General features: G+C 34.1%; 20 protein-coding genes and 1 pseudogene. 13 read left to right on the top strand and 8 right to left on the bottom strand.

The features are described 5' to 3' along the window. Positions 1-3: 3 nt before the first annotated feature. Together QLS71_RS13755 and QLS71_RS13750 are read right to left on the bottom strand one after the other, a co-directional pair. Positions 4-588: a Crp/Fnr family transcriptional regulator gene (locus QLS71_RS13755; RefSeq protein WP_308992518.1), complete on the bottom strand. Its 585-nt coding sequence runs from the start codon at positions 586-588 to the stop codon at positions 4-6. 20 nt (positions 589-608) lie between these two features. Beyond that, positions 609-1058 (bottom strand): FKBP-type peptidyl-prolyl cis-trans isomerase, encoded by a 450-nt coding sequence (locus tag QLS71_RS13750; RefSeq protein WP_308992519.1) that lies wholly within the window; start codon positions 1056-1058, stop codon positions 609-611. 130 nt (positions 1059-1188) lie between these two features. Between QLS71_RS13750 and QLS71_RS13745 the strand changes: the two genes are divergently transcribed. Next, positions 1189-2397, top strand: a complete 1209-nt coding sequence (locus QLS71_RS13745; protein WP_308992520.1) for a multidrug effflux MFS transporter — start codon at positions 1189-1191, stop codon at positions 2395-2397. Between the two features lie 7 nt (positions 2398-2404). Here QLS71_RS13745 and QLS71_RS13740 read toward each other — a convergent pair whose 3' ends face one another. Next, positions 2405-2923 (bottom strand): DinB family protein, encoded by a 519-nt coding sequence (locus QLS71_RS13740; protein WP_308992521.1) that lies wholly within the window; start codon positions 2921-2923, stop codon positions 2405-2407. Between the two features lie 12 nt (positions 2924-2935). Next, the gene (locus QLS71_RS13735) at positions 2936-4696 is read right to left on the bottom strand and encodes an ABC transporter ATP-binding protein (protein WP_308992522.1); all 1761 of its coding nucleotides are present in this window, start codon (positions 4694-4696) and stop codon (positions 2936-2938) included. 219 nt (positions 4697-4915) lie between these two features. Between QLS71_RS13735 and gcvT the strand changes: the two genes are divergently transcribed. The 6 genes from gcvT (at position 4916) to QLS71_RS13705 (ending at position 12042) form a co-directional block, all read left to right on the top strand. Continuing rightward, a complete protein-coding gene (gcvT, locus tag QLS71_RS13730) occupies positions 4916-5998 on the top strand; it encodes a glycine cleavage system aminomethyltransferase GcvT (protein ID WP_308992523.1) in 1083 nt (360 codons plus the stop codon). 15 nt (positions 5999-6013) lie between these two features. Then, positions 6014-6850, top strand: a complete 837-nt coding sequence (locus QLS71_RS13725) for a sugar nucleotide-binding protein (RefSeq protein WP_308992524.1) — start codon at positions 6014-6016, stop codon at positions 6848-6850. 134 nt (positions 6851-6984) lie between these two features. Beyond that, a complete protein-coding gene (locus QLS71_RS13720) occupies positions 6985-7281 on the top strand; it encodes a 4a-hydroxytetrahydrobiopterin dehydratase (RefSeq protein ID WP_308992525.1) in 297 nt (98 codons plus the stop codon). 126 nt (positions 7282-7407) lie between these two features. Next, a complete protein-coding gene (locus QLS71_RS13715; RefSeq protein ID WP_308992526.1) occupies positions 7408-8127 on the top strand; it encodes a YebC/PmpR family DNA-binding transcriptional regulator in 720 nt (239 codons plus the stop codon). A 171-nt stretch (positions 8128-8298) separates the two neighbouring features. Beyond that, positions 8299-9282, top strand: coding sequence for a Gfo/Idh/MocA family oxidoreductase (locus tag QLS71_RS13710; protein ID WP_308992527.1), 984 nt, complete (start codon positions 8299-8301; stop codon positions 9280-9282). Positions 9283-9447: 165 nt separating this feature from the next. Further along, on the top strand, positions 9448-12042 hold the full coding sequence (locus QLS71_RS13705) for a zinc-dependent metalloprotease (RefSeq protein WP_308992528.1): 2595 nt from the start codon (positions 9448-9450) through the stop codon (positions 12040-12042). A 203-nt stretch (positions 12043-12245) separates the two neighbouring features. Here QLS71_RS13705 and QLS71_RS13700 read toward each other — a convergent pair whose 3' ends face one another. From QLS71_RS13700 to rocD, 3 genes and pseudogenes are all read right to left on the bottom strand, one after another. After that, on the bottom strand, positions 12246-12563 hold the full coding sequence (locus tag QLS71_RS13700; protein ID WP_308992700.1) for a transposase: 318 nt from the start codon (positions 12561-12563) through the stop codon (positions 12246-12248). Between the two features lie 18 nt (positions 12564-12581). Next, positions 12582-12725, bottom strand: a pseudogene (locus QLS71_RS13695) (transposase); the annotation flags it as partial. Between the two features lie 33 nt (positions 12726-12758). Beyond that, positions 12759-14003 (bottom strand): ornithine--oxo-acid transaminase, encoded by a 1245-nt coding sequence (gene rocD / locus QLS71_RS13690; protein ID WP_308992529.1) that lies wholly within the window; start codon positions 14001-14003, stop codon positions 12759-12761. Between the two features lie 214 nt (positions 14004-14217). On the opposite strand from rocD, the gene rlmD reads away from it, so the two are divergent. The 6 genes from rlmD to QLS71_RS13660 all read left to right on the top strand — a co-directional run bounded on the left by rlmD (position 14218) and on the right by QLS71_RS13660 (position 24147). Further along, positions 14218-15633 (top strand): 23S rRNA (uracil(1939)-C(5))-methyltransferase RlmD, encoded by a 1416-nt coding sequence (gene rlmD, locus QLS71_RS13685; protein WP_308992530.1) that lies wholly within the window; start codon positions 14218-14220, stop codon positions 15631-15633. A gap of 75 nt (positions 15634-15708) precedes the next feature. Then, positions 15709-16260 carry a DUF6452 family protein gene (locus tag QLS71_RS13680; protein ID WP_308992531.1) on the top strand — a complete coding sequence of 184 codons (552 nt, stop codon included), beginning with the start codon at positions 15709-15711 and terminating at the stop codon, positions 16258-16260. Further along, positions 16226-16957, top strand: coding sequence for a DUF6048 family protein (locus QLS71_RS13675; RefSeq protein WP_308992532.1), 732 nt, complete (start codon positions 16226-16228; stop codon positions 16955-16957). The genes QLS71_RS13680 and QLS71_RS13675 overlap by 35 nt, the downstream gene beginning before the upstream one ends. Positions 16958-17001: 44 nt before the next feature. Continuing rightward, complete coding sequence (locus QLS71_RS13670; protein WP_308992533.1) at positions 17002-17889, top strand: carbon-nitrogen hydrolase; 888 nt, start codon at positions 17002-17004, stop codon at positions 17887-17889. A gap of 36 nt (positions 17890-17925) precedes the next feature. Then, a complete protein-coding gene (locus QLS71_RS13665; RefSeq protein ID WP_308992534.1) occupies positions 17926-18963 on the top strand; it encodes an agmatine deiminase family protein in 1038 nt (345 codons plus the stop codon). A 456-nt stretch (positions 18964-19419) separates the two neighbouring features. Further along, positions 19420-24147: a LamG-like jellyroll fold domain-containing protein gene (locus tag QLS71_RS13660; protein ID WP_308992535.1), complete on the top strand. Its 4728-nt coding sequence runs from the start codon at positions 19420-19422 to the stop codon at positions 24145-24147. An 89-nt stretch (positions 24148-24236) separates the two neighbouring features. On the opposite strand, the gene hisS is transcribed toward QLS71_RS13660, so the two are convergent. Next, a complete protein-coding gene (hisS, locus tag QLS71_RS13655; RefSeq protein ID WP_308992536.1) occupies positions 24237-25607 on the bottom strand; it encodes a histidine--tRNA ligase in 1371 nt (456 codons plus the stop codon). Positions 25608-25697 lie beyond the last annotated feature (90 nt).

The raw sequence follows: 25697 nt of genomic DNA, 5'->3' as shown, positions 1-25697 counted from the left end.
CATTTATTGCTCTAAAATAAGCTGACTTTTAATTTTACTAAGAAATTCTTTAGTAATGCCAAGGTAAGATGCTATCATATACTGAGGGATGCGCTGCTCTATAAGGGGATATTGAGCTCTAAAATAAAGGTATTGTTCTTTGGCTGAAAGGCTAAAATTTCTAACAATTCGTTTTTGAGAAGCTACAAAAGCGCGTTCTATAATTTGTCTGAACAAACGTTCTAGTTTTGGAATCCCTTTAAACAATTCTTCATTTACATCGTAAGGAAACATAACCAATTCGGTATTTTCTATACATTGCACATTAAAATCGGCGGGTGTTTGGGTTATAAAACTCCCCATATCGGACGTCCACCAGTCTTCAATAGAAAACATAAGAATGTGTTCCTGCCCTTCTTTATCTACGTAAAATGTTTTCGTACAACCTGATAATACAAAACAGGTGTATTTACAAATATCACCTTGTTGTACAATATATTGCCCTTTTAAATACTTTCGAACTGTTATTTTTGATTCTAAAAAAGCAATTTCATCACTCGTTAGATCTATATAATTTTCAATGTATGCTAATAAGGGTTGTATATTCATACTAATAAAACAATTTCTATTTAATTTACTGATATAAGTTCAATATCAAAAAGAAGTACCGATCCCCCAGGGATGCTACCATTACGAGCATTTCCATAACCTAAATGCGCTGGTACTAACAACATACCACTTCCTCCTTCTTTAAAATAGGTGATTCCTTCTGTCCAACCTTTAATAAATTGTTGCAAATTATATGTTATACCGTCGGCATCACTTTGATCGAACACGGTTCCATTTAAAAAATAGCCCTTATAGACAATAGTTACGTTAGATGTTGTCGTTGGCTGATCGCCCGTACCTGGTTCATCAATTATATAATACAAACCGCTATTGCTTCTTTGAGCTACTAAATTATTCTCGGCAATATAGTCGCTAATTTGTTGTTCATTCAATGCAACATAATCGGTTTCTTTATCATCACTACAAGAAAAAAGGAAAAATAAGGTTAAAGAAAAGATTAGGTGTTTCATCGTGGGATTTTATTTTAAGTTAAATATAAATCAACAAATATATTTATTTAAGATAAGGACTCCCTCTTTTTAATAATATATTAACTCGCATGGTACATTCTTATCTGCTATAATAAGGTACTTTTGCCAAATGCAAAAAACGCAAACCTTTAAATTTGAATTTGTTGCCTTAATGGCGTCTTTAATGTCTATTGTAGCGCTTTCAATTGATGCCTTATTACCTGCCTTACCTGATATTGGCACAGCACTAAATATTACAAACCCAAACGATAACCAATTACTTATTACCATGATTTTTTTAGGTTTAGGTTTTGGTCAACTTCTATTTGGACCTTTATCGGATAGTTTTGGAAGAAAACCTATTGTATTTATTGGATTCATCGTTTTTATAATTGCCAGCATTGTTTGTGTAATTACCAAAAGTTTTGAAGTGATGCTTATTGGTAGAGTCTTTCAAGGCATTGGTTTATCGTCTCCCAGAAGTTTAAGTGTTTCTATGGTAAGAGATTCCTATAGTGGCGATTATATGGCTAAAATAATATCCATTGTTGTAATGTTTTTTATTTTAGTTCCAGTAATTGCACCCACATTAGGCACTTTCTTACTTCACTTTTTTAATTGGGAAGCTATATTTTATTTCAATTTAATATTTGGAGTAGGCATTATGATTTGGTTTTGGCTACGACAACCAGAAACCTTACCTAAAGAAAAACGGGTTAATTTTACACCTCAACTATTTATTAATGGTCTTAAAGAATTTTTTAAATATAAAGAAGCTATTTCTTATACCTTAATTTCAGGTTTTATAACAGGGTCGTTTATGGTGTATTTAAGCACAGCGCAACAGATTTTTGTTGACCAATACAAATTGGGAGATATGTTTCCTTATATATTTGCGAGTTTAGCTATTTCTATTGGTTTAGCAACCTTTTTAAACAGCACATTAGTTGTGAAATTCGGGATGTTTAAACTTGGTTACATAGCAACTATTGCATACAGTATGGTCTCTATTTTATATGTGATTTTATTTTGGTCTGGAAACAATCCTAGTATTTATATTTTAATAGGCTTTTTTGCTTTACAGTTTTTTTCTGTAGGGTTTATTTTTGGAAATATAAGAGCCTTAGCCATGCAACCTTTAGGACATATTGCGGGTGTAGGTGCTGCTTTAAACGGATTTATTTCCACCGTTATGGCAGTTCCAATAGCAAACTACATAGGTAGTTTTGTTAAAACATCTGTTTTACCTCTCTTTATAGGTTTTTCTCTTTTTGGGATTTTATCGTTTTTAGTGTTTCTTGCTTTAAAACGAAAAACAGCTTTAGCCTTGACTAACTAAAATTAAATTATAAATAGCGTTCTTTTATGATATTGATGTGCCATTGATAATGCCCTAAAACAATAAATGCAGCGGCTCTTGCAGACATAGGGTTTCCATTAGCATTACCTAAAAACTCTAAATCTTCCTTATTTAAAGAATGAAGCAAGACAATAAAACTTTGACGAACAGACTTAAATTCTTCTAGCAAAGATTCTAAACTTTTATTTTTTGCTTCTGAAGGCACTATATAATCATCTTGTTCATAACCTGGCAGCGATGTTACATCACGTCTAGCAATACAAAAACAACGGTATTGAAAAACACGCTCAGTATCTATTAAATGCTGCAAAACTTCTTTAACGCTCCATTTTTGATTCGCATAGGCATAGTTTAATTTAATTGCAGGAATGTTTTGAAAAAAATCGATAATCTCTTCAGAACTTTCCTTAAAGCCATCTTTTAGTAAAATGTTTTTTGGAACTAATGCCAAATAATTACTATAAAACTCATTAAATTCGGTTGATTGTACATCTGAAATTTTCATAATGACTCATTTTTAAATTTTAGCTTGATATGTGTATAAATCGTAATATCTACCTTCTAAAGCAATTAATTCTTGATGCGTACCACGCTCAACAATGTTACCAGCTTCAATTACTAAAATTTGGTCTGCTTTTTTAATGGTACTTAAACGGTGAGCAATCACAATGGTGGTTCGGTCTTTTATTAATTCAGATAAACTTTTTTGAATCAACCCTTCACTTTCGGTATCCAAACTCGATGTGGCTTCATCTAAAATAATAATTTTGGGGTTAGCAAGAATAGCACGTGCAATAGCTAAACGTTGGCGTTGACCACCGGATAATTTCACACCACGTTCACCAATCAACGTATCTAAACCATTATCGAACCGATCCGTAAACTCATTTACATAAGCAGCTTTAACCGCATTTTGTAATTCAGCTTCCGTGGCATTTGGTCTTGGGAATAGGATATTTTCACGAATAGTACCTTCAAATAAAAATTCATCTTGTAAAACCACTCCCAAATGTTGGCGATACGTACTTAATTTCACTTTTGATAAATCTTGATTATCAATGGTCACCATACCCGATTTTGGCGTTAAAAAAGTGGCCGATAAACCCGCCATAGTTGATTTTCCAGAACCTGAACTTCCTACCAACGCCGTTACAGAACCTGCGGGTGCTGTAAAATTAATATTATGCAGGACTTCTTTGCCTTCGTCATAAGAAAACGACACGTCTTTAAAGGTAATCTCTCCTTTTAAATCTTTTAAGTGAATGGTGCGTTGTACATTATCTTCTTCTGCCGTCATATTCATAAGCTCCTCCGTTCTATCTAAACCAGCCAATGCTTCTGTAAGTTGACTCCCTATATTGCTCATTTGTACAATTGGCGCAATCATAAAACCAAGAATTAAAGTGAAGAATAGAAAATCACCCGTTGTCATTTCTCCTTGAATCATATAATACCCCCCCATACCCATAATTCCAGTAGTGGCAACACCTATTAAAAACGTAGAGGAACTGGTCATAAATGCTGTTGCCGTTAAACTCTTTTTTACATTCTGGTAGAGTTTGTCCACGCCTTTTTCAAACACAATTTGCTCTTGTTCTTCAGCATTAAAGGCTTTAATAACACGAACACCTGCTAAAGTTTCGGTTAAACGCCCCGTAACTTCAGCATTTATTTTTCCTCTGGTTCTAAAAATAGGACGAATGTATTTAAAGGCTCTAAGTGCAATGTATCCGAAAATTGAAAGTGGTACAAACACAAAAAGCGTCATCCACGGATTTATTTTTATTAAAATAACTAACGACACAATGGCGGTAAAACTACCTCCTACCAATTGTACCAAACCAGTACCAATGAGGTTTCTTACTCCTTCAACATCACTCATAATTCGAGATACCAAGGCACCCGATTTTGTGTTATCAAAAAAGCTAATAGGCAACGACAGTATCTTTTTTTGTACCTGTGCACGCAATTCACTTATTAAATACTGTGCCTGTACGCTTAAAACTCTGGTTAATAAAAATGAGGTTACTGCTTGTACCAAAATAGCAGATAGTACAATAGCAATTAAAGTATAGAGCTGAGAATAATCTTTATTTGGTATTACTTCGTCTAATAATACTTTACTCTGCCAAGGTAAAATTAACCCTGATATACTTTTAATGACTATTAAAATCAACCCTATAAAAACCAGATTTCGCCTAGGCCAAATAATAGTTTTAAAGGCTTGCGCCATGGTTACTTTTGGTTTGACCTTCGAAGACTCTTTAAAATTTATCATCAATAATTTTTGAATAAAACGTAATTATAATCAATATTATAAAATTATTTTGAAAACATCTATTAAACCAAGTGTTAACTCTTAATTATCCTGTTTATAAAAGATTCAATCCATTTTTAAACTTTTCCAAAAAGCAATATCTATAAATTTTCAATACTTTTGCTGTCGCTGATAAATGACATTCTCTTCTTTAAGGGGGTAACAAAATATATAATTTCAATGAAAAACACAGCTTTAACAAAAACTCACGAAGCTCTTGGTGCTAAATTGGTACCATTCGCAGGTTTTAACATGCCTGTACAGTACGAAGGGGTAACAATTGAACACGAAACCGTTAGAAAAGCCGTTGGCGTTTTTGATGTATCACACATGGGCGAATTTTTAATTGAAGGTGAACATGCTTTAGAACTTATTCAAAAAATTTCAAGTAACGATGCTTCAAAAATAAGCATTGGCAAAGCACAATATAGTTGCATGCCCAACGAAACGGGTGGTATTGTAGACGATTTGATTATATACCAAGTTAAAGAACACACTTATTTGTTAGTCGTAAATGCTAGTAACATTGAAAAAGATTGGAACTGGATTACGTCTAAAAACACTATAGGAGCTACTATGCGCGATTTAAGCGATGACTATTCATTGCTTGCCATCCAAGGCCCTAAAGCCGTTGAAGCCATGCAAAGTTTAACCAGTCATGATTTATCTGCTATTAATTTTTACAACTTTATAGTAGGAGATTTTGCAGGTATCGAGCATGTAATTATATCTGCAACAGGTTATACCGGAAGTGGCGGTTTTGAGATTTATTGTAAAAACAGCGAAGTCAAACAAATTTGGGACAACATATTTAAAGCTGGTGAAGATTTTGGTATTAAACCTATCGGTTTAGCAGCTCGAGATACGCTACGTTTAGAAATGGGATATTGTCTCTACGGAAACGATATTAACGACAGCACCTCGCCTATAGAAGCAGGTTTAGGTTGGATAACAAAATTCACAAAAGAATTCACAAACTCCGAAGCCTTAAAAAAAGAAAAAGAACAAGGTACAGAACGCAAATTAGTTGCTTTCGAACTCAATGAACGCGGTATTCCACGTCATGATTACGATATTGTAGATAGTAACGGAAACAAAATAGGTATTGTTACTTCAGGCACCATGTCTCCTAGTTTAGGTAAAGGTATAGGTATGGGGTATGTACCAACTGTTTTCACACAAGTGGGTAGTAAAATCTATATTCAAATACGTAAAAATGCTGTACCAGCAACAGTTGTTAAATTACCTTTTTATAAGGTGTAAACCTAAAGAGGTCTAATGAAAGTGCCGGGGAAAGAAAGTAAACATCGTATATTAATTTTAGGTGCCAGTGGTTTTTTAGGTCATGCTATTTATAGAGAACTCTGCCCCTACTTTAAAACGTATGGTACCTATGCAACTAGTAATAGCCAATGGGAAAAGAATCATCACTTTTTTCAATTCAATTTTGAGGAAGATGATGTTTACGAAATACTCGATATTATTAAACCAACTATTATCATTTCGGCACTCCGTGGTGATTTTGCAACCCAATTTATAGCTCATAAACACGTAGCGGAATATGTATTTTCAAAAAAAGTAAAAATCATCTTTTTATCATCGGCCAATGTTTTTGACGCCTATAGCAAATACCCAAGTTACGAACTAGACAAAACGTTAAGTACCAGTATTTATGGACATTTCAAAATAAAAATTGAGAACATGTTGCTACGCCTTCCTAAAAATCAAGTTAGCATTTTACGACTTCCTATGGTTTTTGGAAAACAATCACCAAGAATTCAAGAAATTATTCAAAGTATAAACGAAAAAACACCTATTGAAGTCTTTCCTAATTTGATTATGAACGTTACTACAGTTAGTAAAGTAGCCTTGCAAACACACTATATAATTAACCGAAACAAATCAGGCATTTTTCATTTAGGTAGTACCGATTTGGTGCATCACGACGAATTTATAAAAGATCTTACCAAATCGCTAGGCATCCAAAACGTCATTTATAAACAGGTATATACCACTAACGACGACCGGTATCTGGCCGTGTTACCAAAATACAATTTACTACCAAAAAATCTCCAATTAATAAGTCAAGATATTATAAACGAAATAGAAGTATAATCTATTCGGCATTTCTATATTTTGATATAAGAGCTTATAGGTTGTAAAAACCTGTGAGGTCAATAATAAATAAACAACAAAGCATTTTTCATTTTGAAATTAGTAAATTTACAATCAACATATAAAACAATATTATGAGCAAACTTTCAGCCGAAGACATAGAAAAAAGATTATTAAGCTTACCAGAATGGGATTATTATGACGATGCTATTCATGCCGAATTTGAATTTGAAAATTTTAAAGACTGCTTTAGTGCCATGAGTAGAATTGCTTTCGAGTGTGAAGCATTAAATCATCACCCAGATTGGACTAATGTTTACAACGTACTAAATATTTCTTTAACAACACACTCTGCGAACGGTGTTACCAACAAAGATTTCAAACTAGCACAAGCTATCGAAGCTATTGTAGAGCCAGATGACGAAGATTAATTTGTAATCAATTTATAGTAATAGTTTACAGGTTATATTTTATTTCAATTCGTATATTTTTTTAAATTTGCCACAGTTTGAAATATAAACTTTTATACTTTTTACTTTTAACATTAAATTTAAATTATGGGAAGAGCTTTTGAATTTAGAAAAGCACGTAAAATGAAGCGTTGGTCTGCTATGAGTAAGGCATTTACACGCATTGGAAAAGACATTGTAATGGCCGTGAAAGATGGGGGTCCAGATCCCGCTAGCAACTCGAGGTTAAGAGCTGTTATGCAAAATGCCAAGGCTGTGAACATGCCTAAAGACAATGTGGAACGTGCCATAAAGAAAGCAAGTGAAAAAGGTCAAGGCGATTATAAAGAAGTTATTTTTGAAGGTTATGCACCCCATGGAATAGCCGTTTTAGTTGAAACGGCAACTGATAACAATACCAGAACCGTAGCCAATGTACGCAGCTATTTTAATAAATGCGATGGAAGTTTAGGCACTTCAGGTTCGGTAGTATTTATGTTCGATCATACTTGTAATTTTAGAATTAATGCGGAAGGTTTAGATGCCGAAGAAGTAGAATTAGAATTTATTGACTACGGTGCAGAAGAAGTTTTTGCTGATGAAGATGGCATTTTAATTTATGCACCTTTTGAAAATTTTGGAGCGATACAAGCTGTTTTAGAAGAAAAAGGCATAGAAATACTTTCATCTGGTTTTGAGCGTATTCCTCAGGTAACTAAAAAACTGACTCCAGAGCAAGCGGCCGATGTTGAAAAACTTTTAGAAAAATTAGATGATGATGATGATGTACAAAACGTGTATCACACCATGGAAGAAAGTGAAGAATAATTTATTATTATAAACAAGAGGCTATCCGAAAAAGTGTATTTTATTTACTCTGTTAGGTTGAGCTTGTCGAAACGGATATGGATTATCAAGCAGTTTAAATATTTCGACAGGCTCAATATGACACAGAATAACACTTTTCAGACAGCCTCTTTTGGTTAACATAGCATATTTATGGAAAATAAGAATACCATCAAGTGGGGCATTATTGGTTGTGGCAACGTCACCGAAGTTAAAAGTGGTCCTCCTTATAAATTAACCGAAGGTTTTGAACTCGTTGCTGTTATGAGACGAGATGAAGAAAAGCTAAAAGATTATGCTAAAAGACACGGTGTTAAAACATACTTTACGAATGCCGACGATTTAATTAATGATGATAACGTAGATGCTGTTTATATTGCAACACCACCAGACACGCATAAATTCTACGCTTTAAAAGTTGCTGATGCAGGTAAAATTTGCTGTATTGAAAAACCAATGACGCCCAGTTATGCCGAAAGCTTAGATATATATAAAGCCTTTAACGAAAAAAACATTCCTCTATTTGTTGCCTATTACAGACGTTCTTTACCCGTATTTTTAAAAATTAATGAGTGGCTAAAACACAACTACATTGGAGAAGTTAGACATATTAATTGGCATTTTAGTAAACCGGCAAGTGAGTTGGATAAATCAGGCACATACAATTGGCGTACCGATTCTAAAATTGCTCCTGCTGGTTATTTTGATGATTTAGCAAGTCATGGATTAGATCTATTTAATTTCCTTTTAGGAGATATAAAAGAGGCTCATGGTATTAGTTTAAATCAACAAAAAAATTACACAGCAAAAGATGCTATTACGGCGTGTTGGCTGCATGAAAACAATGTTACAGGTTCTGGAACTTGGAACTTTGACTGCAATGATTCTATTGATAAAGTGACTATTTACGGTAGTGAAGGCAAAATAGAATTTTCTATATTTCATGAGAATGCTATTATTTTAGAAAGCAAAACAAAATGTGAATCTCTTTTTATTAAGAACCCGAAACATATTCAGATACATCATGTAGAAGGCATGCGAGATATGTTAATTCACAAAAACTTCACGCACCCTTCGACGGGACGTTCTGCACTTCATGCAAATTGGGTTATGGATAAAATTCTTGGAAATTTATAATTCTCAACTTTCTTTTTACACTAAATTACTTTGGTTTACATATACATTAATAGTGCGTTTTAACATTATTATTAGTATAAATAATTTGTTTTATAGTATTTTTAACGCGACTAATTCAAAAAAATAATCAAAGGATAACTTCCTGTTAAAATCACTAAATGTATTATGACGCAAAACAAATCACGTGTAACACACTGTATGTGTGTGGCTTTAGCATTCTTTGTGTTTCTATTTTCTCAACACATGGAAGCTCAAAACAAGAAAAACAAAAATAAGAAAGAGCAAACCAAAGAAACCTCAACACCTTCTGCAAAAAAAGAAAAAACAATTACTGAACTAGTAAAATCTAGCAAAAAAATTGAAGGCCTATTCCCTATTTACCAAGATACTATAACAGGTTCTTTACAAATGATTATCTCAGATAATCAATTAGACCAAGAATTTATTTATTTCAGTCAAATCTCCAATGGTGTTTTAGATGCTGGCAGGATGAACCGAGGCGCATATATGGGGTCGAAAGTATTTAAAATTGAAAAGTATTTTGATAAAATTGAATTTGTTATTCAAAACACTTCTTTTTATTTTGATCCAAAAAATCCGCTTTCAAAATCTAAAGACGCTAATATTAGTAACGGAACTATAGCTAGTATTACCATTGCAGCACAAGATAAATCGAAAGGTCTTTTTTTAATTAAAGCAGACGATTTATTTTTAGGAGAAACATTAGCTCAAATTAAAAAACCAAGCAAGCCTGGTGAGTCTCCTACAGCATTCAAACTTGGTGGTTTAAATAAAGATAAAACAAAGATTAATTCCATTAAAAATTATGATGAAAACACCAACTTAGAAGTTGAGTATGTATATTCATCACCTTCAGTACTTAACAATGGTTCAAACGCCCTTGCTGATGGTAGAAACGTTAGTATTAAAGTATTTCACAGTTTAATGTCTATTCCAGATAACGATTACGAAGCGAGATACGACGATCCAAGAGTTGGCTATTTCACTACAGAAGTAGATGACAAAACAGCAACAAACAGCACTCCATACAAAGACCTCATTCACAGATGGCATTTAAAAAAGAAAGATCCAAATGCGGCCATTTCTGAACCCATAGAACCTATTACTTGGTGGATAGAAAACTCGACCCCTCTAGAATGGCGAGAAACTATTACCAATGGCGTTTTACAATGGAATATTGCTTTTGAAAAAGCAGGATTTAAAAATGCTATTGTAGTTAAAGTGCAACCAGACGATGCTACCTGGGATGCTGGCGACTTAAATTACAATGTTTTACGTTGGACATCTTCTCCTAAACCCCCTTTTGGCGGCTACGGTCCTAGTTTTGTAAATCCAAAAACCGGACAAATTTTAGGTGCCGATATCATGTTGGAGTTTGCTCACTTTACTAATAGAGTATTTTATGATAAAATATACAGCTTGGCATCACTAGACACTCCTTTTGAAACACCAGAAGATAACGAGTCTACATATGCTTATTGCTCTTTAGGTCATCAATTACAAGAAGATATCATGTTTGCATCGGCAGCGGCAACAGCATATGCCCATTCTGATTATGAGATGGAACGTATTAAAAAAGAATCTATGATGGCATTGATTATGCACGAAGTTGGGCATACCTTAGGGTTGAATCATAATATGAAAGCGAGTCAGCTATTTTCACCAGAACAATTAAATGATGCTGCATTTATAGAAGGCAAATGTTTAACAGCTTCGGTTATGGATTATGCTGCTTTAAATGTTACAAAGGATAGAAGCAAACAAGGACAATACGATGATGTTACCGTTGGGCCTTACGATGTTTGGGCCATACAACTAGGATACAAACCATTTGCTTCAGAAAGCGAGCACCAAGCATTATTGAATGAATCTACAAAACCTGAACATATTTTTGGTAATGATGCCGATGACATGCGTTCTCCAGGAAAAGCGATAGACCCAAGAGTTATGACTTCAGATCAATCGAACGACCAAATTACCTGGTCCATTGATCGCATAGAATTATCTAATAATTTAATGAAAACTGTAAAAAATAAATTCATTAAATCTGGTGAATCCTACCAAGAGTTAAGACGCGTTTATTATTTATTAAGTGGCCAAAAAGCAACCTCTGCAAACATTATTTCAAGATTTATTGGTGGTGTTTATATAGACAGAGCTATGGCTGATCAAATTGGAGAAACGCAACCTTACACACCTGTAAGTTTAAAAGATCAAAAACGGGCCATGTCGGCTTTAAGCAAGTACGTTTTTGCACCTGATGCCTTTGATGCGCCAAACGATTTGTATAACTATTTAGCCATGCAACGCCGAGGTTTTAATTTTAGAACACCTGAAGACCCTAAAATTCACAACCAAGTGCTAACCTATCAAAAAAATGTATTGAATCATATCTTGCATTATCATACGTTACAGAGAATTTCAGATTCTGAATTATATGGAAATGAATATAAATTATCTGCTTTTATGACCGATTTAAACCATGCTATTTTTAAAGCTGACATTTATGGCAATGTAAATTCGTTTAGACAAAACTTACAATTAGAATATACTGGTATGCTAATAGGGATGTTAACTGGCAAACAAAGTAGCAGTTATTCAAATACATCTAAATCTATGGCTTTATACAATTTAAAGAATATAAGAACGATGGCTAGCGCATCAGGTGATATTGCTTCTACAGCTCACAAACAACATTTAAGAACGCTCATAGATAATGCCTTAAAAGAAATTAAATAAGATTTAATTTCTTTTTTAAAATAAAAAGATCGTCTAAAGAGTAATTTTAGACGATCTTTTTTTTTGACTCAAATTTAGTTTTCTATTAAATTATTAAAATAACTGGTTTAAATAGCATAAACACAAAACGGCAAAGTTATCTTATATAGCTAGACTATACTTTTTAAGGTTGTGTGCCATTGCAATTAAGCCCATTTCTACATTTACTTTATCGATGCCCCTAACATAAAGCGTTTAAAGTTCATGTTTTGCTTAATATTTCCAAAAACAGCTTCCACATCCCAGCAACGTTGTTTTCTTTTGGCCACGCCTTGTTCACTGCTAAGTAAAATTCTCGCTTTAGACTTGAGTCGTATCAGGTTGTAATTACGTTCTATAATACGATTTGTTTTAGATGTATGGCAAAGATTTCTAAGTGGGCAACCGTTGCAGTTTTGGGCTTGGTACCTGTGGAGTTCTTGCTCAAAGCCATTTTTTGTTTTCTTTTTATAGCTGCCAATGTGCATCATCGCTTGCCCCATAGGACAATAATACTTAGCAAAACGTGACCGTTCTACTACATCAACATCCGAGACATTGTAAATTGTTTTCAAAAGTAAATACTTAAACATGCGTACAGGACTTTCTGCCGTGCGTCCATTATTTATGCAGTATTTGTTTAACAGCTCATCGTAGATATTTGAAAGGGGTTTTTTTATACTTCACATTTAATAATTCTACTTTTCAAACTGTTTGAGTGTTTTTATTATGATACTAACGCAGTCTAATAATTGTTTTTTAGTCATTACTAATGGTGGGGCAAACCGTATAATATTTCCATGTGTTGGTTTTGCCAATAAGCCATTATCGCGTAGTGCTAAACAAATGTTCCAAGCGGTATCGCTTTCTTCACTATCGTTAATTAAAATGGCATTTAGCAAGCCTTTACCTCTCACTAAATTTACAATATTACTCGTATCACTATATTTATTTAATTCTTTTCTAAACAAGTTACCTAGTGCTTCAGCATTATCTGCTAACTTTTCATCTCTAACAACTTCTAAAGCAGCAATAGCTACCGCTGCTGCCACTGGGTTTCCACCAAAGGTACTGCCATGGTTCCCTGGTTTAATGACATTCATAATGCGATCATTAGCCAAAACTGCCGATACGGGATATACACCACCACTTATCGCTTTTCCTAAAACTAAAATATCTGGCTTTACATTTTCATGATCAACTGCTAGCAATTTACCAGTACGCGCAATACCTGTTTGAACTTCATCTGCAATGAATAACACATTATATGCCTCACATAATGCTTTGGCTTTAGCTAAATAACCTTCTTGAGGTACATAAACACCTGCTTCTCCTTGTATGGGTTCTACTAAAAACCCAGCTACATTGGGATTATTTTTTAAAACTGTTCCTAAAGCTTCTAAATCATCGTATTCTATTTTAATAAAACCCTTTGTAAATGGTCCGAAATTTTTTCGAGCTACAGGGTCGTTAGAAAATGAAATAATAGTGGTCGTTCTCCCGTGAAAATTATTTTCACAAACAATAATATCGGCTTCATTTTCATCGATGCCTTTAACTTCGTACGCCCATTTTCTACAAATTTTTAAAGCGGTTTCTACAGCTTCGGCACCTGTATTCATGGGTAATAATTTATCGAAACCAAAAAACTTACAGGCAAATTCCTCATATTTACCCAGCACATCATTAAAAAATGCACGAGACGTTAAGGTTAATGTTTGTGCTTGCTGTACCATTGCATTTACTATTTTAGGATGACAATGCCCTTGATTTACCGCCGAATAAGCCGATAAAAAATCATAATACTGCTTGCCTTCTATATCCCACACAAATACCCCTTCCCCCCTATTTAATACTACCGGGAGTGGATGGTAATTATGTGCTCCATACTTGTTTTCTAATGCAATTGTTTGTTGTGGTGTTAATTGTCCTAAAACAGCCATTTTAATTTCATTTAAATTAATAAAATAACCATTCCTACTGTACCTTTATTCTTTCGAAGTATTCGAAAAAGCAGCGTGGGAGAGAAATCATCCCCAGATAGAACTGCAAGTTACTAAATATTGGTTGCTAATAAAACATTTCTATTTCAAAAATAAAGTCAAAAATCAGATTTGAGATTTCAAAATTCAGATTTCGTTTCATTACTTTTGCAGCATGTCAAAAAGAACAAAAAAGCAAGCGTTTACAAACGTTGAAGTTTTAGATGCCGGTGCTAAAGGCAAAACGATAGCCAAAGCACCCGATGGAAAAGTTATTTTTCTATCCAATACTGTACCAGGCGATGTGGTAGATGTACAAACATTCAAAGCACGAAAAGCTTATTACGAAGCGAAAGCCACCGTGTTTCATAAATTATCTGATAAACGCACCACACCTGCATGTGAACATTTCGGTGTTTGTGGTGGCTGTAAGTGGCAAGATATGGGCTACGAACACCAATTGTTTTATAAACAAAAAGAAGTCACTAATAATTTAACCCGCATTGGGCATATAGAATTACCTGAAATTACACCTATTTTAGGGGCTGCTGAACAGTATTTCTACAGAAACAAGATGGAATTTTCATTTAGTGATAGCCGATGGTTAACGCTAGAAGAAGTACAATCGGATGCCGATTTAGGAGATAGAAATGCTTTAGGTTTTCACATCCCGGGTATGTGGGATAAAATTCTTGACATAAAAAAATGCCATTTACAAGCCGATCCTTCAAACGCTATTAGAAATGCAGTGAAACAATTTGCGCTTGATAATAATTTTGAATTCTTTAACACAAGAAATCAAACCGGCTTGTTGCGTACCATGATGATTCGGACTTCCAGTACAGGCGATGTCATGGTGGTAATTCAGTTTTTCAAAGAAGATGAGGCTAAACGTATTTTGTTAATGGATTTTCTTGCTGAAACCTTTCCGCAGATAACCTCCTTACAATACATCATCAATGAAAAAGCGAATGACACCATTTACGACCAAGAAGTGGTTTGCTACAAAGGTGAAGATCATATTTTTGAACAAATGGAAGGTTTGAAATTTAAAATAAATGCCAAATCGTTTTACCAAACCAATTCAGATCAAGCATTTGAATTGTATAAAATAACGAGAAACTTTGCAGGTTTAACTGGAGATGAACTCGTTTACGATTTATATACAGGAACGGGTACCATTGCTCAGTTTGTAGCAAAACAAGCTAAAAAAGTGATTGGTGTAGAAGCAGTTCCCGATGCGATTACTGCTGCTAAGGAAAATGCACAATTAAATGGTATTAATAACGTTGAATTCTTTGTAGGCGATATGAGACATGTTTTTAATGATGCATTTATAGCAGCTCACGGGCTGCCAGACATTATCATTACCGACCCACCTCGAGACGGAATGCATAAAGACGTGGTGCAACAAATATTAAACATTGCGCCTAAAAAAGTAGTGTACGTAAGTTGTAATAGCGCCACACAAGCACGAGATTTAGAACTAATGGATGCCATGTATAAAGTTACAAAAACCCAAGCTGTAGATATGTTTCCACAAACGTTTCATGTTGAAAATGTTGTACTTTTGGAAAGAAGATCATTTTAATTTAGAATTGTTTAACTGCGTCACTGTGCAATAAACGATTAAACACACCAACAAATAAACTCTTAAAAGAGATTAATGAAAAAAACAAGTTTACTTTTAATATTATTAACCTTCATTGGAATAGGAATTACTATAAGTTGTGAACCCGATGATATTTGTCCCGAAAGCACTCCAACTACCCCTAGTTTAATAATTGATGCTTACGATGTTGATAATCCAGAAAACAAAAAAGCTATAACCAAATTACTTGTTGGAGGTGTTGATAATGACAATATATTACCAGGGTATGGCATTATATCAGCTACACAAATCGTGTTACCTTTAAAAACCGATGCCAACACAACCCAATACGTACTTATAAAAGACGCCTTTGTAAATGATAATGCCACACCAGACGATACTAGCGATGATTATTTTGATGGTAATACCGATATAATTACAATAAATTATACCAGAGAAGAAGTGTATGTATCGCGCGCTTGTGGTTACAAAACCATTTATAAAAACGTAACATTTACCATTGAGCCTGAGTCAAATGACGAAAATTGGATAAAATCAAGACAACCTTTAAACGATAATCAATCTGTAGAAGATGAAACAGAAACACATTTTAACATATTTCATTAGTGCTCTAGCGTGTATGCTTTTGTTTTCTGTGTCTTTAAACGCTCAAAACGATAGCATTGTAAATACCGTTAAAGATTCAATAAAAATTAAAGAAAAATACGGACTTCGTGTGGGCGGTGATCTAGGAAAATTAGTTCGTTCCTTTGTGGATGATGACTATACGGGTTTTGAAGTTTCAGCCGATTTCCGATTAAAAAAGCGCTTGTATCTTGCTGGCGAGTTAGGTATTGAAGAAAAACATACCATCACCGATTATTTAAATGTAACTACCAGCGGAAGTTACCTGAAAGCAGGAATAGATTATAATTTATATCAAAATTGGTTAGATATGGATAACATGATTTATGCTGGTTTTCGTGTTGGTGCCAGTACATTTAGTCAAACACTTCATAGTTACAGTATTTACACCACCGATACTTATTGGTCTTCACAATTTTCACCAACCGATGCACAAGAGTTTAACGGCTTAACTGCTTTTTGGGGAGAACTGATTCTTGGTATTAAAACAGAGCTATTAACCAATTTATATCTTGGTTTAAACGTACAGCTTAAAATTTTGGCAAGTGAAACCGAGCCCAATAATTTTGAGAATATTTATATTCCTGGATTTAATAAAACTTACGATAGCAGCGGTATAGGTACTGGCTTTAGTTATTCACTTTCATATAGAATTCCACTTTATAAGAAGGATAAATAGTCTTATTAAAATTATATCTTTGTTTAAATTTTCAATAATTAGTAATGCCTAAAAACACATACAAAATAGCTGTTCTTCAATTAAACCTGAATGATAAACCTGAAAATAATCTTAAAAAATGTTTGAAGTGGGTTGAAGATGCTGCTAAACAAGGTGCAGAAGTTATCTTAATACCTGAATTATATAGCAGTCATTATTTCTGCCAAAGTGAAGACGTTGAAAATTTCGCTTACGCGGAACCTCTCTACAGTACATCTTTCATTGCATTTAGTGCTTTAGCTAAAGAATTAGGTGTGGTTATTATTGTGCCTTTTTTTGAAAAAAGAATGGCAGGTGTTTACCATAATAGTGCTTATATTATTGATACTGATGGTACGGAAGCTGGTTTATATAGAAAAATGCACATTCCAGACGATCCGCATTTTTACGAAAAATTTTATTTCACTCCAGGTGATATAGGCTTTAAATCCTTCCCTACTAAAAAAGGAAATATTGGAACTTTAATTTGTTGGGATCAATGGTACCCTGAAGCTGCCAGATTAACTGCTTTACAAGGAGCAGAAGTGTTATTTTACCCTACAGCTATTGGTTGGCACCCCCAAGAAAAAGAGCAATATGGCGAAAACCAACAAGGTGCTTGGATGAATGTGATGCGAGGTCATGCCGTAGCAAATGGTATTTATGTTGCTGCTGCTAATAGAATAGGATTGGAAAAATATCTTCCCGACACTGATGGTATCGAATTTTGGGGCTCGTCGTTTATTGCAGGTCCGCAGGGTGAAATTTTAGCCCAAGCTTCTGTTGATAAAGAAGAAATTTTAATAGCTGAAGTCGATTTAAGTCTACAAGAAAACGTACGCCAAAACTGGCCATTTTTACGTGACCGCCGTATTGATAAATATGGAGACATTACAAAAAGAGTTATCGATTAACATTCAAATTAAAAAATTAAATTCCATAAAATTAGGATGAAAAATAACTGGATATTTCCTGCCGAATGGGAAAAACAACAAGGTATTTTATTATGTTTTCCTCATAATGGTAATGACTGGCCAGGGAAATATGAAGCTGTACAATGGGCTTTTGTTGAGTTTATAAAAAAAGTAGCTTCGGTTGAAGCCGTTTTTTTAATAGTGGCTAACGAAAAACTAAAAAATAAGGTTTCTAGCATGTTAGAAACGGCACATGTAAATTTAAAAAACGTGTCTTTCATTATTCATAAAACCAACCGGAGTTGGATGCGCGATTCTGGACCTATTATTGTAAAAAGTGGTGCTTCTAGAAAAGCCATCAATTTTAATTTTAATGGTTGGGCGAAATACAACAACTATAAATTAGATAAACATGTTCCCGCTAAAGTCGCTGAATTTTTGAACATTCCTTTAGAACAAGCTACATATAAAGGCAAACCTTTTATCTTAGAAGGTGGTGCTATTGATGTAAATGGAAAAGGAACCTTAATAACTTCAGAAGAATGTTTACTCCATCCAAACATACAAGTTAGAAACGAAGGGTTTACCAAACAAGATTACGAAGCAGTGTTTAAAGAATATTTAGGCATTACTAACGTTATTTGGCTCGGAAATGGCATTGAAGGTGATGACACGCACGGACATATTGATGATTTAGCGCGTTTTGTTAATGATGACACTATTATTACTGTTGTAGAAACCAACACCACAGACAATAATTACAAACCACTTCAAGACAATTTAAAGCGTTTACAAACTTCTACTTTAGAAAACGGTAAAACACCTAAAATTGTTACCCTACCCATGCCAAAACGTTTAGATTTTGATGGTGTTAGAATTCCAGCGAGTTATGCCAACTTTTTAATTCTAAACAAAACGGTTTTAGTACCTACATTTAATGACGCTAACGACCGCATCGCACTAAATAGTATTGCAGACTGCTTTCCTGATAGAGATATTATAGGCATTGCCGCTACCGATTTTATTTGGGGTTTTGGCACTTTACACTGTTTGAGCCAGCAGATACCTAGATAATATTTACGACAGGGCTTTTTGTTCTAATATGTAACTCTTATCGCAAAATAAATATCCATTCTACACTAAATAATTCTACATATTAGATAAGTTAGAATAAATTTTTCATTTAATTAAAAGTTTAACTCTATAGAATTTAGCCGTCTACATTCTTAAACACCTTATAAAGGGTTATCAGAACCTTGTGGTGTTTATTAACAATTCCTCTTTTTATCAGAATGAAATAAAACACTCACAACCAATTAATTACAAAAAATAATTTAATTAAACCAAAAGACTCAAATTAATGTAATTTTATCATAATTGTCCTAAAAAACACAAAAATTCAATAAACTCATTATCAGTAATTTAACAACAATCACAAACATTTAATCGATATTATTTGCATTTCATGGATTTTAAATATACATTTGGTCGCTTAAAATAATTAGCCCCAAGCTATAAATTTAACCTCTAATGAAAAAAATTGCTATTTCATTAAAATTATGTACATTTTTAATTTGTCTCTCTCTCTCTTGGCATATATTTTCTCTATCGCATTCATTTAGTACTTTCACTTTACCAATAAGTGAAAGTACTATAAAATCATTGGGTGTAGCAAGAGATGAATCCCCTTCTAATTTTTCAATTAGAAAGGTTTCTGAAGCTACAACACCCGAAATAGATATTACAGGTCTTGGATATTCTATTCCGGGGGATCTTAGTAATGTACCCATATTAACTGATAATACAGATTTTGGTACAGCTCAAATAACTTCAGAAATATTTACAAAAACATTTGTAATAAACAATACAAGTACAGGGAATTTAACATTAGGAGCCATTACTTTGTCGGGGTCTTCTCACTTTTCAATAATTAGCAATCCTGCAGGGAGTATAATTCCTCCTGGAGGAACCGCAAATATTGTTGTTTCATACAACAGTAATATTATAGGAATTGACACAACTATTTTAACCATAATTTCAGATGATTCAGATGAAGGTTCATATCAAATAAATTTAAAAGCAGAAGCCAACAAGGTCTTTTTTGATAGTGATGGGGATGGTGTATATGACGATGTGGATGTGGATGATGATAATGATGGTATCCCCGATTCTATAGAAGAAAACAATTGCCGATTATCTTCAGGCTCTTCACTAGAAAATTACAAATTTCTAAGCGAAAATTTTGGTTCAGGTACAGGCAGAGGTTCAGGCATTAGCTCACTATACACTGTATCAACAACATACTGTTTGGAAGATGGTTTGCATGGCTCTAGCTGTTTAGGTGCCGATCCGAATGTAGGTGATGGAAAATATACAATAGCAAGCCACATAACATCGGGAGTTTCAGGTGAACCTGTAAGTCCTACAGACGCTGTATCTAATTGGGCTTGGTATGCTTGGGCTCCTATAGAAGATCACACCCCTAATGACACCAATGGTAGAATGGCTATTTTTAATGCCCATTATGATTCAGGTATTTTTTACGAAACACAAATTAAAGGAACATTGGCAAACGTTCCCGTAACTTATAGCTTTTGGGTTATAAATATTGATAATGACGATTCCCGTTTTTCTGCTGGAGAACTCCCTCGAATAAAACCTAATGTTACTGTAAACTTTTTAACGTTTGATAAAAGCACACTTCTGGCTTCTTTTGATACAGGAGATATTACACGGTGTTCTGGAGCAGTTAACGACCCTAACGATCCCGCTTATAATCCATCAGATCCCACTTTTAATTCTTGTATAACTTCTGAATGGAAACAATTCACACAACAGTTTACGACTTCTGAAACAGCCTTTATCGTACAATTTGTAAACAATGCCCCTGGTGGTAGTGGAAACGATTTAGCTATTGATGATATTGAAGTTAGACAAACTCTTTGTGATATAGATAGTGATGGCGTAGCTGATGTTTTTGATTTAGATTCGGATGACGATGGCATTCCCGATGTTGTTGAAGGAAACCCAAATAGCGCAGGTTTAAGTGAAGGAAAAGCGACTTTAACAGGTGTTTCTACCTGGATTGATGCCAATGGTGATGGCATGCACGATTTAGCAGAAGGCTATACACCAATAAACTCTGATGGAGATAATATCCCCGATTATTTAGATTTAGATTCTGACAACGACGGTATTTTCGACGTCGATGAATATGGGGTTATTAGTTCTAATGCCTCCGCTGGTTTTCAAAATGGCGATGGCGATATTACAGGAAATGGTATGGGAGATGGCCCTGAAACGGAAGCGTTTAGAGAAAAAAATTCGGATGGTGATGGTGCTATAGAATATTATGGGGATGGTATATTGGATGTTTATGATTTTCATCATGGAGCAGCTAATTACACCGATTCTTATGGTAATATAGGACAAGGCACGGCTCCTTTGTATGCATTGGATTCTGATAATGATGGCATACCAGATTATAGAGATCCTAAAAGTAATAGAAATGGACACCCTTTAGATATTGACAATCAAGAGATTTATACTGTGCTATTTCCGCACGACACAAACGGTGTTTTACTTAGCACAGTAGATTTAGATGGTGATGGCATTGTGTCATCTCGAGATGGTGACGATACTGTATTTGGTTCTCCTAGAAATCTAAACAATAGTTATAGCCTCTATTTTGATGGACGTAATGATTATGTTGAAGATAGCAATATTATAAGCTCTGGAGAGGCTACCCTAATGGCCTTTATAAAATCTGATGGTGCCAACACCAATTCAAACAACAGAATGGTTGCAGGACAAAGTGACTTTTATATAAGAGTTAACACCAACAATACCATTACAGCAGTGGCTGAAGGTGTTAGTTTAACATCAACAAGTATAGCCTCTTTAGGCATCTGGATGCATGTGGCAGTAACCACCACCTCTGGAAGTACCATTTTATATATTAATGGTATGGAAGAAGCAAGAGACACTGCGGGAGGCATTACAAGTAATTCCAACTTTACAATAGGTAGAGCCACAACCAATAACAATTATTTTAAAGGAGAAATTGATGAAGTTAGAGTGTTTAATACAGCCTTAACAGCCAATCAACTTAAACGCATGGTATATCAAGAATTGGATGAAGCCCATAACTTTAACCGAGGCAAAATTATACCACTAGATATTTCTACTTCTATCGGCACCAATTTAGTTAAGTATTATAAAATGGACGCTTATAATGGGGATATTTTAGATGATAAAAAAACAGGAACAATAGACCAAGGTACAGGAGCTAAAATGTATAACTTTAAAGATATTTATTTTCAAAGAGCTCCACTTCCTTATATAACTAATTCCAATGGCAATTGGACGAATAGTGCGAATTGGCTTTATGGCAATGAATGGGATATTACAACCAAACAAGACAATCCCAATGGTGCTTCCATTGTAAATATAAAACATAACATCAATCTAAATGGTTCCTATAGCACACAAGGTATGGTGGGTTTGTTTGTTGATGCTGGAAAAGAATTTTCTATTGAAGCTAGCAAAGGCTTATATAACAATTGGTATTTAAAACTGGACGGTTTAATTGATTTAGATGCTGAATCACAGTTAATTCAAACCGATGGGAGTCTTTTAGATGTTACAAGTGCAGGTAAAATTGAACGCGATCAACAAGGCACTAAAGACTATTACACTTATAATTATTGGTCATCTCCTGTGGGGATAAGTAATACCACTAGCAATAACAATAGTTATAAAATGATCAATAATATACTTAAAAACGGTACTATATCAGCCACACCAACTAATATTACCTTTTTAACCTCTGGTTATGATGGTAGCGTATCTGGCACCAATATTAGCATTTCAGACTATTGGATTTGGAAATATGCTAACGGCCCTAATGACACCTATTCCTATTGGCAACACGTAAGACGCAATGGCACCTTATTAGCTGGAGAAGGATTCTCCATGAAAGGTGTCGCAAATACTGGTGGTGCTATAAACCAAACACAAAACTATGTGTTTAATGGAAAACCTAATAACGGCGATATTACCCTTAACATAACTGCCGGTAACGATTATTTAGTGGGCAACCCTTACCCCTCGGCTTTAGACGCAGATGAGTTCATTAAAGATAATATTAGCAACTTAGAAACCAATGGTAGAAATACAAGTGGAAATATTATAAACGGAACACTTTATTTTTGGGATCATTTTGCGAGTAATACCCATATTTTAGGAGAGTATCAAGGTGGATATGCCACATACACATTAATGGGTGGCGCTCCTGCTGTTAGTAATGATACCAGACTGAATGCAACAGGTGCTGTAGGGACTAAAATACCAGAGAAATATATTCCCATTGGACAAGGATTCTTTGTACACGCCACTTTAGATGCCAATCTTGTTGGTGAATCTAACGATCCAGGAATGTCACAACCAATTGTTGGAGGAGCTATTTTATTCCAAAACAGTCAACGTATTTTTGTTACCGAGGCTTCTGGTTCTTCTCTATTTTTAAAGAATTCAAATCCAAAAAGTAAACAAACAAGTTCAACAGAAATTAAAGTTGACAACAGACAAAAAATCAGACTTAAATTTGACTCACCCACCGGTTATCACCGCCAATTATTAGCTGGTGTAGATGAAAAAGCATCAAATAATTTTGATATAGGTTATGATGCATTACTTACAGAAAACAATAATGAAGACATGTTCTGGGTTTTTAATAACAGCCACTTTATTATTCAAGCAGTAAATAATTTTGATGAAGAACAAGCACTTCCTTTGGGAATAAAAATAAACAAACAAGGAATCGCTTCTATTAAAATTGATGCATTGGAAAATATTGATACTAACATGATTATATATTTACACGATAAAGAGCTAAATGCTTATCATAATTTAAAAGAAAGTAAATATGAGGTGTATTTAACAGTTGGAAACCATTTAAACCGTTTTGAAGTGACGTTTGCTAAAACAAAAACTTTAAATTCAGATACTTTTGAAACGAATGCTTTTCAAGTTTATTTTTCGAATGAAAACAAAAGTATTGTGATTCATAATCCAACTGGAAAAAACATTGAATCTACCGAAATATTAAACATGTTAGGTCAGTCGGTTTATAAACTTAAAATCCGTTCAAAAGAAAATATTATAACGCAAAAACCCAAAGATTTAAGTACCGGAACATACATTATCAAACTAAAAACAGATTCAGGAATTGTTTCTAAAAAAGTATTAATAAATTAAAGTTTTGATTTAGTTAGTCGTAGCCTCAAATCTACCATCTATTTAAACAAGCTTTATAACTGAGTCCTAACGTGATAATTAGGACTCTTTTATTTTATATGATTTATCAATTCTGAAAGTGATACTTTAAACTGTTCACCAGAAATCATGTTTTTTAATGTATATATATTTGAATTAACTTCCTCCTCACCTACTAAAACTACAAAGGGAATATTTCGTTTATTCGCATGATCCATTTGCTTTCTCATTTTAGCTGAATCGGGATACAATTCCGAATGAATACCTACAGAACGTAATTCTTTAATCGCTTTCAAACAATACAACGCTTCTTTATCTCCAAAATTGATAAACAAAACGTCTACATTTTTAGTTACCGTTTCTGGAAACAATCCTAATTCTTCCAACACTAAATAAATACGATCTAAACCAAAACTAATACCAACACCGCTTGTGTCTGGTTTTCCAAATATACTAGTAAGGTCATCATAACGACCGCCACCACCTATAGAACCCATGTGTACGGTTTTTGGTGCAGCAACTTCAAAAATAGCACCTGTGTAGTAATTTAAACCACGCGCTAAAGTAACATCTAATTGTAGCGTTGCTGTTTTTAAACCTAGTTCTGAAATGGCTTCGTTTATAAATGCCAACTCTTCAATACCTTTTGTACCTTCTTCAGAAGAAGATAAAATGGTTTTTAAACTTTCAATTTGCGATTCAAAAGAACCAGATAAGGTAAATAATGGTTGTAATTTAGAAATGCCTTCTTCTGAAATGCCTTTTGAAAGCATTTCTTCTTTTACCTTGGCCTCGCCTATTTTATCAAGCTTGTCTAAAGCGACTGTAAAATCGATTAATTTATCAGAAGCACCAATAACCTCGGCAATACCCGAAAGTATTTTACGGTTATTGATTTTAATGGTAACACCTTCCAATTTTAAAGTTGAAAAAACGGTATCGTATAATTGAATAAACTCCACTTCTTGCCAAAGCGATTTACTCCCCACCACATCGGCATCGCATTGGTAAAACTCTCTAAAACGTCCTTTTTGTGGTCTGTCGGCACGCCAAACAGGTTGTATTTGGTAACGTTTAAAAGGGAACTCAATTTCGTTTTGGTGTTGCACTACATAACGTGCGAATGGCACGGTTAGGTCGTAGCGTAAGGCTTTTTCGGATATGTTAGAAGTAAGTTTTAAAGAATCTTTATTTATATAAGCTTGCTCATCTATTTTCGATAAATAATCCCCAGAATTCAAAATCTTAAAAATCAAACGATCTCCTTCCTCACCATATTTTCCCATTAAGGTATCAGAGTTTTCAAAACTTGGTGTTTCAATAGGTTGAAATCCAAATGTTTCAAAAGCACCACGTATGCTATTAAAAATATAATTGCGTTTTGCTACTTGTTCTGGGTTAAAATCTCGGGTACCTTTCGGGATGCTTGGTTTTTGAGCCATTTTAAATTTTAGTTAATATATACTTCGATGGTTTGAAGTGTGACAAAAATAATTAATGAAAACGTCATTGCGAGCTTTTTCATGAGAAAA

Origin of the sequence: Mariniflexile litorale (genome assembly GCF_031128465.2) — a bacterium.
Lineage (GTDB): Bacteria > Bacteroidota > Bacteroidia > Flavobacteriales > Flavobacteriaceae > Mariniflexile > Mariniflexile litorale.
Note: the sequence above shows the minus strand (reverse complement) of the source record. Positions and strands in the feature narration are given on the sequence as shown.

Coding starts and splice junctions, on each gene's coding strand:
- QLS71_RS13705 (WP_308992528.1), top strand. CDS start 9,448: ATGACGCAAAACAAATCACGTGTAACACACTGTATGTGTGTGGCTTTA.
- QLS71_RS13710 (WP_308992527.1), top strand. CDS start 8,299: ATGGAAAATAAGAATACCATCAAGTGGGGCATTATTGGTTGTGGCAAC.
- QLS71_RS13755 (WP_308992518.1), bottom strand. CDS start 588: ATGAATATACAACCCTTATTAGCATACATTGAAAATTATATAGATCTA.
- rocD (WP_308992529.1), bottom strand. CDS start 14,003: ATGGCTGTTTTAGGACAATTAACACCACAACAAACAATTGCATTAGAA.
- QLS71_RS13720 (WP_308992525.1), top strand. CDS start 6,985: ATGAGCAAACTTTCAGCCGAAGACATAGAAAAAAGATTATTAAGCTTA.
- QLS71_RS13700 (WP_308992700.1), bottom strand. CDS start 12,563: ATGGGGCAAGCGATGATGCACATTGGCAGCTATAAAAAGAAAACAAAA.
- QLS71_RS13670 (WP_308992533.1), top strand. CDS start 17,002: ATGCCTAAAAACACATACAAAATAGCTGTTCTTCAATTAAACCTGAAT.
- QLS71_RS13665 (WP_308992534.1), top strand. CDS start 17,926: ATGAAAAATAACTGGATATTTCCTGCCGAATGGGAAAAACAACAAGGT.
- QLS71_RS13735 (WP_308992522.1), bottom strand. CDS start 4,696: ATGATAAATTTTAAAGAGTCTTCGAAGGTCAAACCAAAAGTAACCATG.
- gcvT (WP_308992523.1), top strand. CDS start 4,916: ATGAAAAACACAGCTTTAACAAAAACTCACGAAGCTCTTGGTGCTAAA.
- QLS71_RS13680 (WP_308992531.1), top strand. CDS start 15,709: ATGAAAAAAACAAGTTTACTTTTAATATTATTAACCTTCATTGGAATA.
- QLS71_RS13715 (WP_308992526.1), top strand. CDS start 7,408: ATGGGAAGAGCTTTTGAATTTAGAAAAGCACGTAAAATGAAGCGTTGG.
- hisS (WP_308992536.1), bottom strand. CDS start 25,607: ATGGCTCAAAAACCAAGCATCCCGAAAGGTACCCGAGATTTTAACCCA.
- QLS71_RS13675 (WP_308992532.1), top strand. CDS start 16,226: ATGAAACAGAAACACATTTTAACATATTTCATTAGTGCTCTAGCGTGT.
- QLS71_RS13745 (WP_308992520.1), top strand. CDS start 1,189: ATGCAAAAAACGCAAACCTTTAAATTTGAATTTGTTGCCTTAATGGCG.
- QLS71_RS13660 (WP_308992535.1), top strand. CDS start 19,420: ATGAAAAAAATTGCTATTTCATTAAAATTATGTACATTTTTAATTTGT.
- QLS71_RS13750 (WP_308992519.1), bottom strand. CDS start 1,058: ATGAAACACCTAATCTTTTCTTTAACCTTATTTTTCCTTTTTTCTTGT.
- QLS71_RS13725 (WP_308992524.1), top strand. CDS start 6,014: ATGAAAGTGCCGGGGAAAGAAAGTAAACATCGTATATTAATTTTAGGT.
- QLS71_RS13740 (WP_308992521.1), bottom strand. CDS start 2,923: ATGAAAATTTCAGATGTACAATCAACCGAATTTAATGAGTTTTATAGT.
- rlmD (WP_308992530.1), top strand. CDS start 14,218: ATGTCAAAAAGAACAAAAAAGCAAGCGTTTACAAACGTTGAAGTTTTA.